The 12,289-nt window shown below is 54.7% G+C and carries 8 protein-coding genes; 2 read left to right on the top strand and 6 right to left on the bottom strand.

Annotation, left to right across the window (positions count from 1 at the left end; all coding sequences use genetic code 11):
• Positions 1-46 precede the first annotated feature (46 nt).
• The 6 genes from rluA to araB all read right to left on the bottom strand — a co-directional run bounded on the left by rluA (position 47) and on the right by araB (position 10,214).
• Positions 47-706, bottom strand: coding sequence for a bifunctional tRNA pseudouridine(32) synthase/23S rRNA pseudouridine(746) synthase RluA (rluA, locus tag OGY15_RS21780; protein WP_003018849.1), 660 nt, complete (start codon positions 704-706; stop codon positions 47-49).
• An 11-nt stretch (positions 707-717) separates the two neighbouring features.
• The gene (gene rapA / locus OGY15_RS21775) at positions 718-3,624 is read right to left on the bottom strand and encodes an RNA polymerase-associated protein RapA (protein ID WP_151224541.1); all 2,907 of its coding nucleotides are present in this window, start codon (positions 3,622-3,624) and stop codon (positions 718-720) included.
• Between the two features lie 131 nt (positions 3,625-3,755).
• A complete protein-coding gene (polB, locus tag OGY15_RS21770; protein ID WP_286541062.1) occupies positions 3,756-6,107 on the bottom strand; it encodes a DNA polymerase II in 2,352 nt (783 codons plus the stop codon).
• A 91-nt stretch (positions 6,108-6,198) separates the two neighbouring features.
• Entirely contained in the window at positions 6,199-6,894 is a 696-nt protein-coding gene (gene araD / locus OGY15_RS21765; protein ID WP_286541061.1) for an L-ribulose-5-phosphate 4-epimerase, read from the bottom strand.
• 97 nt (positions 6,895-6,991) lie between these two features.
• Positions 6,992-8,494, bottom strand: a complete 1,503-nt coding sequence (gene araA / locus OGY15_RS21760) for an L-arabinose isomerase (RefSeq protein WP_151224542.1) — start codon at positions 8,492-8,494, stop codon at positions 6,992-6,994.
• 10 nt (positions 8,495-8,504) lie between these two features.
• Positions 8,505-10,214: a ribulokinase gene (gene araB / locus OGY15_RS21755; RefSeq protein ID WP_187253714.1), complete on the bottom strand. Its 1,710-nt coding sequence runs from the start codon at positions 10,212-10,214 to the stop codon at positions 8,505-8,507.
• A 340-nt stretch (positions 10,215-10,554) separates the two neighbouring features.
• Between araB and araC the strand changes: the two genes are divergently transcribed.
• Entirely contained in the window at positions 10,555-11,400 is an 846-nt protein-coding gene (gene araC / locus OGY15_RS21750) for an arabinose operon transcriptional regulator AraC (RefSeq protein ID WP_151216725.1), read from the top strand.
• 119 nt (positions 11,401-11,519) lie between these two features.
• Complete coding sequence (locus OGY15_RS21745) at positions 11,520-12,287, top strand: DedA family protein (protein ID WP_151224543.1); 768 nt, start codon at positions 11,520-11,522, stop codon at positions 12,285-12,287.
• The last annotated feature ends 2 nt before the right edge of the window (positions 12,288-12,289 follow it).

The raw sequence follows: 12,289 nt of genomic DNA, 5'->3' as shown, positions 1-12,289 counted from the left end.
ATGATTTGTATTAATAAGTAAAAACGAAATGTGTCACAGCAACGTTTTAAAAATCCGCCGGGACTTTAAACGTCATACTGTTGCCGTATTCGGGATGCGTGATGGTTAGCATTTCGGCGTGCAGCAGCAGACGGGGTGCCAACGCCAGTGCTTCGGGCGGAGCATAGAAGCGATCGCCGAGGATGGGATGCCCTAATGCCAGCATATGCACACGCAGCTGGTGGGAGCGTCCGGTAATCGGTTTCAGTACGACCCTCGCGGTGTTATCTGCTGCAAACTCCACCACCTCATACTCGGTTTGCGCCGATTTCCCGGTTTCATAACACACTTTCTGCTTTGGCCGATTTGGCCAGTCGCAAATTAGCGGTAAATCAACCAGACCTTCGGCAGGAGCAGGATGTCCCCACACGCGCGCGACATACTGTTTCTTCGGCTCACGTTCGCGAAACTGGCGTTTTAGCTCGCGCTCTGCCGCTTTCGTTAGCGCCACTACAATCACGCCGCTGGTGGCCATATCCAGACGATGGACGGATTCAGCCTGCGGATAGTCGCGCTGAATACGCGTCATCACGCTGTCTTTGTGTTCATCCAGACGACCCGGTACGGACAACAAGCCGCTCGGCTTGTTGACTACCATAATGTGTTCATCCTGATACAGGATAACCAGCCAGGGTTCCTGCGGCGGATTGTAGTTTTCCATCCCCATGTATGGCTCCGTTACTGATGCGTCACGACGATCAGACGCAGGGCATCAAGACGCCATCCCGCCTGGTCCAGGCTTTCCATCACCTGCTGACGGTTACTTTCAATTGCGCTGAGTTCGTCATCACGGATGTTCGGGTTAACGGCGCGCAGCGCTTCCAGACGGGAGAGTTCCGCCGTCAGTTTTTCGTCCGCTTCTTTACGTGCCGCGTCGATCAGCGCACGAGCCGATTTTTCCACCTGCGCCTCACCGAGTTGCAGAATGGCATGAACGTCCTGCTGCACGGCGTTGACCAGTTTACTGCCAGTATGGCGGTTAACAGCGCTGAGTTGGCGGTTAAAGGTTTCGAATTCAACCTGCGCGGCAAGGTTATTGCCGTTTTTATCAAGCAGCATACGTACCGGCGTTGGCGGCAGGAAACGGTTTAACTGCAGCTGTTTCGGCGCTTGCGCTTCAACCACATACACCAGCTCAACCAACAGGGTGCCAACCGGTAATGCTTTGTTTTTCAACAGAGATATTGTGCTGCTACCCGTGTCGCCGGAGAGGATAAGATCCAGACCATTACGGATTAACGGATGCTCCCAGGTAATAAACTGTGCGTCTTCACGCGACAGGGCGACATCACGTTCGAACGTAATGGTGCAGCCATCTTCCGGCAGTCCTGGGAAATCAGGCACCAGCATATGATCGGACGGCGTCAGCACGATTAAATTGTCACCACGGTCATCCTGATTAATACCAACGATATCAAACAGGTTCATGGCGAAGGCGATCAGGCTGGTATCGTCGTCCTGCTCTTCAATACTCTCAGCCAGTGCCAGCGCTTTTTCGCCGCCGTTAGAGTGGATCTCCAACAGGCGATCTCGACCTTGTTCCAGTTGCGCTTTCAACGCGTCATGCTGTTCGCGGCAGGTTTTGATTAGATCATCAAAGCCATCGGTATTTTCTGGCTCAGCCAGGTAGCCGATCAGGTTGTTATATACCGTGTCATAGATAGTACGTCCGGTCGGGCAGGTGTGCTCGAACGCATCCAGACCTTCGTGGTACCAGCGCACCAGTACGGATTGCGCGGTTTTTTCTAAGTAAGGCACGTGAATCTGAATATCATGCGCCTGACCAATACGGTCCAGACGACCAATACGCTGTTCCAGCAGATCCGGGTTGAACGGCAGGTCAAACATCACCAGATTGCTGGCGAACTGGAAGTTACGCCCCTCGGAGCCGATCTCAGAGCACAGCATCACCTGGGCGCCGCTATCTTCTTCGCTAAACCAGGCCGCAGCGCGGTCACGTTCAATGATCGACATGCCCTCATGGAACACGGCGGCGCGGATACCTTCGCGCTCGCGCAGCACCTGCTCCAGCTGTAGCGCGGTGGTGGCTTTCGCACAAATAACGAGTACTTTTTGCGAGCGGTGGCTGGTCAGGTAGCCCATCAGCCATTCCACGCGCGGATCAAAATTCCACCAGGTGCCGGTGTCGCCTTCGAATTCCTGATAAATCTGTTCCGGATAGAGCATGTCGCGCGCCCGGTCTTCCGCACTCTTACGCGCGCCCATGATGCCGGAGACTTTAATCGCCGTCTGGTATTGGGTTGGCAAGGGTAGCTTGATGGTATGCAGCTCGCGTTTCGGGAAGCCTTTCACGCCGTTACGGGTGTTACGAAACAGCACGCGGCTGGTGCCGTGTCTGTCCATTAGCATTGAAACCAGCTCCTGACGCGCGCTCTGGGCGTCTTCGCTGTCGCTGTTTGCCGCCTGCAATAACGGTTCAATGTCCTGTTCGCCAATCATGTCACCTAACATGTTCAGCTCATTGTTGCTTAGCTGGTTGCCTGCCAGCAGCATGGCGACGGCATCGGCGACCGGACGGTAATTTTTTTGTTCTTCAACAAACTGGGCGAAATCGTGGAAGCGACTTGGGTCCAGCAGGCGCAGGCGCGCAAAGTGGCTTTCCAGGCCCAACTGTTCCGGTGTTGCGGTCAGCAGCAGGATGCCCGGTACGCGTTCTGCCAGTTGTTCAACGGCCATATATTCACGGCTGGGCGCGTCTTCGCTCCACACCAGGTGATGGGCTTCATCGACAATAAGCAGATCCCATTCGGCGTCACACAGATGCTCCAGGCGCTGTTTACTGCGACGGGCAAAGTCCAGCGAACAGATAACTAACTGTTCGGTTTCAAACGGATTGTAGGCGTCGTGCTGCGCCTCTGCATAACGCTCATCATCAAACAGCGCAAAGCGCAGGTTAAAACGACGCAGCATTTCGACCAACCATTGGTGCTGTAACGTCTCCGGAACGATGATCAATACACGCTCTGCGGCGCCTGACAGCAGCTGTTGATGCAGGATCATCCCGGCTTCAATGGTTTTACCTAAACCCACTTCGTCAGCCAGCAATACGCGAGGAGCATGACGACGACCGACGTCATGAGCAATGTTGAGCTGGTGAGGGATCAGGCTGGTACGTTGACCACGCAAACCACTCCACGGCATACGATACTGCTCGCTCTGAAATTTACGTGCGCGATAGCGCAGTGCAAAGCGGTCCATACGGTCAATCTGACCGGCAAACAGGCGATCCTGTGGTTTGCTGAAGACCAGCTTGCTGTCGAGCAGCACTTCACGCAGCGTGACACCGGTTTCTTCGGTATCAAGGCGAGTTCCGATATAGGAAAGCAGGCCGTTTTCTTCTTTTACTTCATCGACATGCAGTTGCCAGCCTTCATGGCTCGTTATCGTATCACCAGGATTGAACATCACGCGGGTCACGGGGGAATCACTGCGCGCATACAGACGGTTTTCGCCCGTCGAAGAGAAAAGTAATGTGACGGTTCGTGCATCCATGGCGACAACGGTACCAAGTCCCAATTCGCTTTCTGTATCGCTGATCCAGCGTTGACCAAGTGTAAAAGGCATATATGTTCGGCTCTATATCTTTAGTTGCAGGCAATACTCACCCTCTGCCAGAGTAAAGGGGCAGCAAGTGTATTGGGGTCCAGGAATGGAAAGGGCGCTATGGTACTGGATGGCGACGGTTTCGTCACGCGTCAAAATAACCCCAGTTGCCCTGTAAGTAGTGTAGCAAAGTTATCATCGATAAAGGGAAGTATTCCCTCGGCAACTGGCTGGATCTGCCGGGTCAAATAGTGCTCATAGTCAAGAGCAGAAAGCTGATAATCCACGGGTTCTGGACCATTTATCGTCCAGACATATTTAATGGTACCGCGATTCTGATACTGCGGCGGACGTCCCAGCTTTACATTTTGCTCATCGGCGAGGCGCGCGGCGCGCACGTGTGGCGGCACATTGCGCTGGTATTCGCTTAACGGGCGACGCAGGCGTTTGCGATACACCAGTTGGTCGTCCAGTTCACCCGCCATCAGACGGTCGATAGTCTCGCGAATAAACTCCTGATAAGGTTGGTTACGAAAAATTCGTAGGTACAGCTCTTGCTGAAACTGTTGAGCCAGCGGCGTCCAGTCAGTTCGTACCGTTTCCAGGCCCTTAAACACCATGCGTTGCTCTGCGCCTGTCTGAATCATCCCGGCGTAGCGTTTTTTGCTGCCGGTATCTGCGCCGCGAATGGTCGGCATCAGAAAGCGACAAAAATGGGTTTCAAATTCCAGCTCCAGCGCGCTGGTCAGTTTTTGCTGCTTCAGCGACTGCGCCCACCAGTCATTGACGTAACTCACCAGCTCCTGACCAATCCGGGCTGCATCATCCTCTGAGTGTGCTTTTTTAAGCCAGACAAAAGTGGAGTCGGTATCGCCATAGATGACATCGTAGCCCTGAGCTTCAATCAGCGCTTTGGTCTGACGCATGATCGCGTGGCCACGCATGGTGATGGACGAAGCCAGCCTCGGGTCGAAAAAGCGGCAGGCGGTGGTTCCCAGCACGCCGTAAAACGCGTTCATGATGATTTTCAGTGCCTGTGAGAGCGGCTTATTCCCGTGGCGTTTTGCTTCATCGCGCCCGTGCCAGATCTGGGTCACGATTTCGGGCAGGCAGTGCTTTTCGCGTGAGAACCAGGCGTCAAGGAACCCTTCGGTACTGTGCTCCCGATCCGGATGCGCCATCCCTTCGATAAGCCCCACCGGATCGATCAAGAAGGTACGAATAATTGACGGGTACAGGCTTTTGTAATCCAGCACCAGCACGGAATCGTACAGACCCGGGCGTGAGTCCATCACGTAACCGCCGGGGCTGGCGTGCGCAGGGATTTCACCCAGATTCGGTGCAACGTAGCCCGCCCGGTGCATTCGCGGCAGGTAGAGATGGCCAAACGCGGCGACTGAACCGCCGTGCCTGTCGACCGGCAAGCCGTTAACCGTTGAACGCTCCAGCAGAAATGGCATGATCTCGGTTTTATGAAAAATGCGGGTGACCAGTTCACAGTCTTTGAGATTGTAGGTGGCAAGCGCGGGCTTATCGTGGGCAAACCGGCGATCGATTTCGTCCATTCTGTCCCACGGGTTATCAATCGACTTCCCCTCACCCAGCAACTCTTGCGACACTGTTTCCAGTGAGAATGATGAGAAATTCCAGAATGCGGATTTGAGCGCCTCAATGCCGTCAATAATCAGACGACCTTTAGCCTGTGCGAAGAAGACGCCATTTTTGAAGCCATGCTCGCGCCACTCCAGTTCGCTGTTATCGCGGCCAAAACGCAGGGGAATGCGGTAACGCTCGGCATGTTTTTGCAAAACGCGAAGATCGAACTGCACCACGTTCCAGCCGATGATGACATCAGGATCGTGCCGGGTAAGCCAGTCATTGAGCTTCTCCAGTAACTGCGGGCGACTCGTCACATACTCAAGCTGAAAGTCGAGCGCGGAGGCATCGCCATTCGCCGGACCGAGCATATAAACAATTCGCTGCCCGCAGCCTTCAAGGCCGATGCAGTACAGTTCACCGTGGCGGGTGGTTTCGATATCCAGAGAGACCCACTTCAGCGGAGGCCGGTAATCTGCGTGCGGCTTCAGGCGAGCATTAACGATAGCGCCATTACGCAGGTCGCCATCCACCCAAACGGGAGAGGTGATAAAGCGCTCCATCAAATACCGCTCCGGCGGACGTACATCGGCCTCGTAGACCGTTACACCATTTTCGCGCAGCAGTTTTTCCAGTCGCATAAGCTGGCGATGTGAGTGGCAATACAGGCCAGAAACTGGCTGACGATGAAAGTCTTGCAGCTGAAGCGGCGTCAGGCGATAACCTTTTTCGGTACGTAACAGTGTGGTGACGCGGGGTGTCTGGTTGGTGGGGATAAAAGCGACCGACTCCTGCGGCGCAAGCGTGACCTGCAATGGCCCGCTGTCTGTTGCCAGCCAGAATGAAACCTCTGTCCCCTGCGGGGTATCCCGCCAGTGCCGGGTTAAGATAAAGCCTGCCTGCGCCACGCTGTGTATCCATTAAAAAACCAGGCATGATTATAGCCTGGTTCTGATAGATTTGCTGTGGTTTTATACAGTTGTCCTGTGCCGGCAGAGACTACTGTCCGTAATAGGCTTTTGCGCCGTGTTTGCGCAGGTAGTGTTTATCTAACAGGGTTTGCTGCATATCCGGCAACTGCGGCGCGAGCTGGCGGCAGAAAATCCCCATGTAGGCGACTTCTTCCAGCACGATGGCGTTGTGTACGGCATCTTCGGCATTTTTTCCCCAGGCGAACGGACCGTGAGAGTGCACCAGCACGCCTGGCATCTGCGAAGCATCAATGCCTTGTTGCTCAAAAGCTTCCACGATCACGTTACCGGTTTCCCACTCATATTCGCCGTTGATTTCTTCCTCGGTCATTTTCCGTGTGCAGGGAATCGTGCCGTAGAAATAGTCCGCATGAGTGGTCCCCGTGGCGGGAATAGACTGACCCGCCTGCGCCCAGATGGTTGCATGACGGGAATGGGTGTGAACAATGCCGCCAATGGTGGGGAAAGCCTGATACAGCAGGCGGTGCGTTGGGGTATCGGAGGAGGGCTTTTTATTACCTTCCACCACTTCACCGGTTGCAATACTGACAACGACCATATCGCCGGCAGTCATTACGCTGTAATCGACACCGGAGGGTTTAATCACAAACACGCCGCGCTCGCGATCGACAGCGCTAACGTTTCCCCAGGTCAGCGTCACCAGGTTGTGCTTTGGCAGCGCCAGATTCGCTTCCAGTACCTGACGTTTAAGATCTTCTAGCATGTTAACTCCTGAATGCCGGATGGCGCTTCGCTTATCCGGCCTACGGTGATTTGTAGACCCGGTAAATGAAATGCCACCGGGCAATCCGTTTCGACAATTAACGTTTGAACCCGTAATACACGTCGTTCCAGCGTAGCGAGTCTTTAAAGGCAGGCAGGCGGGTATCGTTGTCGATCACGGCGATCTCGATATCGTGCATTTCTGCGAACTGACGCATATCGTTCAGATCCAGCGCGTGACTGAAGACGGTGTGGTGCGCGCCGCCGGCAAGGATCCAGGCTTCAGATGCGGTCGGCAGATCGGGCTGAGCCTTCCACAATGCGTTGGCCACCGGCAGTTTCGGTAGGGAGTGCGGCGTTTGTACCGTGTCGATGCAGTTAACCAGCAGGCGAAAACGATCGCCGAGATCGATCAGGCTGGCAACCACGGCCGGGCCGGTTTTGGTGTTGAAGATCAGACGGGCAGGATCATCTTTACCGCCAATACCGAGGTGCTGAACGTCGAGGATTGGTTTCTCTTCCACCGCGATGGACGGGCACACTTCCAGCATGTGAGAACCGAGTACCAGATCGTTGCCTTTCTCGAAGTGGTAGGTGTAATCCTCCATAAATGAGGTGCCGCCCTGCAGACCGGTTGACATCACCTTCATGATGCGAAGCAGAGCGGCGGTTTTCCAGTCGCCTTCGCCCGCAAAGCCGTAGCCTTGCTGCATTAGACGCTGTACGGCCAGACCCGGGAGCTGTTTCAGGCCGTGTAAATCTTCAAATGTGGTAGTGAAGGCGTGGAATCCTCCCTGTTCCAGGAAGCGCTTCATCCCCAGTTCAATACGTGCCGCTTCCAGTACGTTCTGACGTTTTTCACCGTGGACTTGTGTGGCCGCCGTCATGGTGTAGGTGCTTTCGTACTCGTCGATCAGCGCATTGATTTCGCCGTCGCTAATTGCGTTCACGACCTGTACCAGGTCGCCTACGGCCCAGGTGTTGACCGAGAAACCGAACTTGATCTGCGCGGCAACTTTATCGCCGTCAGTGACCGCAACTTCGCGCATGTTGTCGCCAAAACGGCAGACTTTCAGATGGCGAGTATCCTGTTTGGACACGGCCTGGCGCATCCAGGAGCCGATGCGTTCGTGCGCCTGTTTGTCCTGCCAATGACCGGTGACCACGGCGTGCTGCTGACGCATACGTGCGCCGATGAAGCCGAACTCACGGCCGCCGTGTGCGGTTTGGTTCAGGTTCATAAAGTCCATGTCAATGCTGTCCCACGGCAGGGCAGCGTTGAACTGGGTGTGGAACTGAAGTAGCGGTTTGTTGAGAATCGTCAGGCCGTTGATCCACATTTTCGCTGGCGAGAAGGTGTGGAGCCACACCACCATTCCTGCGCATTTGTCGTCGTAGTTGGCGTCGCGACAGAGGTTGGTGATTTCATCCGGACGCGTGCCCAGCGGTTTTAATACCAGCTTACAGGGCAGTTTGGCTTCAGTATTCAGTGCGTTAACGACGTGCTCCGCATGTTGGGTTACCTGACGCAGGGTTTCAGGGCCATACAGATGCTGGCTACCAATCACAAACCACACTTCATAGTTATCAAAAATCGTCATTGTCGTGTCCTTAATGTGTCAGGGTTGCCAGGTCTACCGGGGCTTGTTGCGCCGGAGCGGCAGTCGGAAGGTATTGTTGTTCAGCGCTAATCGCCCACTGTTGGTAGCGGCGGTAAAGCTGTTCAAAACGTTGAGCCTGTTCTGGGCGAGGTTGCAGTGTGTTTTCCACGGCACTCGCCATTTTTTGCTGAGCGGCCGGGATATCGGCATGTACTTTCGCGGCAACGGCGGCGAAGATAGCCGCGCCGAGTGCGCAGCACTGGTCGGAGGCGACAATTTGTAGCGGACGGTTTAGCACGTCACAGCAGGCCTGCATGATGACCGGATTTTTACGGGCGATGCCGCCTAACGCCATCACGTTATTAACTGCAATGCCCTGTTCGGTGAAGCATTCCTGAATGGCACGCGCGCCAAAGGCCGTGGCGGCAATCAGCCCACCGAACAGCGCGGGTGCGTCGGTGGCCAGATTGAGATCGGTAATCACCCCTTTCAAACGCTGATTGGCATTGGGCGTACGGCGACCGTTAAACCAGTCGAGCACCACCGGCAGGTGATCCAGTGACGGATTTTTTGCCCAGGCTTCGGTGAGTGCTGGCAGCAGTTGTTTTTGGCTGGTTTTAATCTGGGTCTTAAGCTCCGGATGCTGCGCCGCAAGCTGCTCCAGCGGCCAGCTCAGCACGCGGCTAAACCAGGCATAGATATCGCCAAATGCGGACTGTCCCGCTTCGAGGCCAATAAAATCAGGCACTACGCTGCCATCAACCTGACCGCATATGCCTTTCACCGCGCGTTCGCCGACGCTGTGTTTGTCGGCAATCAGAATGTCGCAGGTCGACGTGCCGATGACTTTTACCAGCGTATTGGGCTGTGCGCCCGCGCCGACCGCCCCCATATGGCAGTCAAAAGCGCCGCCTGCAATCACCACGCTTTCCGGTAGTCCCAGACGCTGCGCCCACTCGGCGCACAAGGTGCCAACCGGCAGGTCGGCCGTGAAGGTATCGGTAAACATTGGGTATGGCAGATGGCGGTTAAGGATGGGGTCGAGCTCATCAAAGAAACTGGCTGGCGGTAGGCCGCCCCAGCTTTCATGCCACAGGGATTTGTGTCCGGCGCTGCAGCGTCCGCGGCGAATATCCTGCGGACGTACGGTATTAGAGAGCAGGGCCGGAACCCAGTCGCACAACTCAATCCACGAAACCGCGGCCTCTGCGACCGCGTCATCCTGGCGGGTCACATGCAGGATTTTGGCCCAGAACCATTCGCTGGAATAAATACCGCCGATATAGCGGGAGTAATCGATCTTGCCTGGCGTGTGGCACAGACGGGTAATCTCTTCCGCTTCTTCGACTGAGGTGTGATCTTTCCACAGGACAAACATTGCATTCGGGTTTTCAGCGAACTCCGGACGCAGCGCCAGTACGTTGCCCTCGGCATCGATAGGCGCCGGGGTTGAGCCGGTACTGTCAACGCCAATCCCGACCACTTCCGCGCGCTGTTCAACACTCAGTTCGGCCAGCACGGTTTTCAGCGCCGTTTCCATTGACTCAATATAGTCGCGCGGATGATGGCGAAACTGGTTGTTCGGGCCGTCGCAATACAGACCTTCCTGCCAACGTGGGTACCATTCTACGCTGGTGGCGATCTCTTCACCGGTGGCACACTCCACTGCCAACGCGCGTACTGAATCACTACCAAAATCGAGGCCAATTGTTATCGCCATCGTCTTACTCCATCCAAAAATACGGGTATGGATAAACAGTAGTGACAAGGGATAAAAACCGTCAGGCAGGATCCGCTAATCTTATGGATTAAAATGCTGTGGCATCACAAAATGTGACGCCGTGCAAATAATCAATGTGGACATTTCTGCCGTAGTTATAGACACTTTTGTTAGCCGGTTTTGACGTTGGCTTGGTACATATTTTTTCACAAAGTGCTTTTCACAAGCGGGGTTGATGGTCCATTACCGCAGACACAGCGGCCCGCAGGGGCGATGGTGATGATGTCTGGCGTAATATGGACAAATTGTTTCTTAGCAGAACATAGGGAGTATTGAAATTATGGCTGAAACGCAAAACGATCCCCTGCTGCCGGGCTATTCGTTTAACGCGCATTTGGTGGCTGGATTAACCCCCATTGAGGCGAACGGATACCTGGATTTTTTTATCGACAGGCCGTTGGGTATGAAGGGCTATATCCTCAATCTTACCATCCGTGGCGAAGGGGTTATCAATAATCAGGGTCAGCAGTTTGTCTGCCGTCCCGGGGATATTTTGCTGTTTCCTCCTGGAGAAATTCACCACTATGGACGACACCCCAACGCCAGTGAGTGGTATCACCAGTGGGTTTACTTTCGCCCGCGCGCCTACTGGCAGGAGTGGCTGACCTGGCCGGCCATTTTCGCCCAGACTGGCTTTTTTCGTCCGGACGAAGCGCATCAGCCGCATTTTAACGAACTGTTTGGGCAGATAATCAACGCCGGGCAGGGAGAAGGCCGCTATTCCGAGCTGCTGGCGATTAATTTACTGGAGCAGTTATTACTGCGACGTATGGAAGCCATTAATGAATCGCTGCACCCACCTATGGACAACCGCGTGCGCGATGCCTGCCAGTACATCAGCGATCACCTGGCGGACAGTAATTTTGATATTGCCAGCGTCGCACAACACGTCTGCCTGTCGCCTTCCCGTTTGTCGCATCTGTTCCGCCAACAGTTGGGCATCAGCGTATTAAGCTGGCGCGAGGATCAGCGTATCAGCCAGGCCAAGCTATTGTTAAGTACGACGCGTATGCCCATTGCTACGGTGGGTCGCAATGTTGGTTTCGACGACCAACTCTATTTCTCGCGCGTTTTCAAAAAATGTACCGGCGCCAGTCCGAGCGAGTTTCGCGCTGGATGTGAATAAAAAGTGAATGATGTGTCCTGAAAGTTGTCATAACTCGCAATCTATTCAGACAATTGATGGCTTGACGAAGTTGAGAAGGGTTAGCAGAATCCCTGCTTCGTAAATCTGACGGACACATTATGCAAGCATTGCTGGAACACTTTATTCTCCAGTCCGCCCTGTACTCTCTGATCGCCGTACTTTTGGTGGCCTTTCTGGAGTCGCTGGCGCTGGTTGGCCTGATTCTGCCCGGTACCGTGATGATGGCGGGGCTGGGGGCGCTGATTGGTAGTGGCGAACTGAACTTCTGGCATGCCTGGCTTGTGGGCATCATTGGTTGCTTATTGGGAGACTGGATCTCCTTCTGGCTGGGCTGGCGTTTTAAAAAGCCGCTGCACCGTTGGTCGTTCATGAAAAAGAACAAGGCGTTGCTGGATAAAACCGAGCACGCGCTGCATCAGCACAGCATGTTTACCATCCTGGTGGGGCGCTTTGTTGGCCCGACGCGGCCTTTGGTGCCGATGGTGGCGGGTATGCTGGATCTACCTGTCGCGAAATTTATTGTGCCCAATATCATCGGCTGTGTGTTGTGGCCACCGTTCTATTTTCTGCCGGGTATCCTGGCGGGGGCAGCAATCGATATTCCTGCTGATATGCAGAGCGGGGATTTCAAATGGTTGCTGCTGGCGACGGCGCTGCTGCTGTGGGTAGGCGGTTGGTTTTGCTGGCGATTGTGGCGCAGCGGCAAAGCGGCTGTCGATCGCTTAACCGCGTATTTCCCCCGCAGCCGTTTGTTGTATCTGGCGCCGTTGACGCTCGGCATCGGCGTGGTTGCGTTGGTGGCGTTGCTGCGACATCCACTGATGCCGGTGTATATCGATATTCTGCGTAAAGTCGTGGGTTACTGACG

This window comes from Citrobacter sp. Cu231, assembly GCF_030332265.1.
In the GTDB taxonomy this organism is placed as follows: Bacteria; Pseudomonadota; Gammaproteobacteria; order Enterobacterales; family Enterobacteriaceae; genus Citrobacter; species Citrobacter meridianamericanus.
This window is presented reverse-complemented; position numbering and strand designations above follow the sequence as displayed.

Excerpts from the sequence above, each read along its gene's own strand:
- rluA (WP_003018849.1), bottom strand. The coding sequence starts at position 706 with ATGGGGATGGAAAACTACAATCCGCCGCAGGAACCCTGGCTGGTTATC.
- rapA (WP_151224541.1), bottom strand. The coding sequence starts at position 3,624 with ATGCCTTTTACACTTGGTCAACGCTGGATCAGCGATACAGAAAGCGAA.
- araD (WP_286541061.1), bottom strand. The coding sequence starts at position 6,894 with ATGCTAGAAGATCTTAAACGTCAGGTACTGGAAGCGAATCTGGCGCTG.
- araA (WP_151224542.1), bottom strand. The coding sequence starts at position 8,494 with ATGACGATTTTTGATAACTATGAAGTGTGGTTTGTGATTGGTAGCCAG.
- araB (WP_187253714.1), bottom strand. The coding sequence starts at position 10,214 with ATGGCGATAACAATTGGCCTCGATTTTGGTAGTGATTCAGTACGCGCG.
- araC (WP_151216725.1), top strand. The coding sequence starts at position 10,555 with ATGGCTGAAACGCAAAACGATCCCCTGCTGCCGGGCTATTCGTTTAAC.
- OGY15_RS21745 (WP_151224543.1), top strand. The coding sequence starts at position 11,520 with ATGCAAGCATTGCTGGAACACTTTATTCTCCAGTCCGCCCTGTACTCT.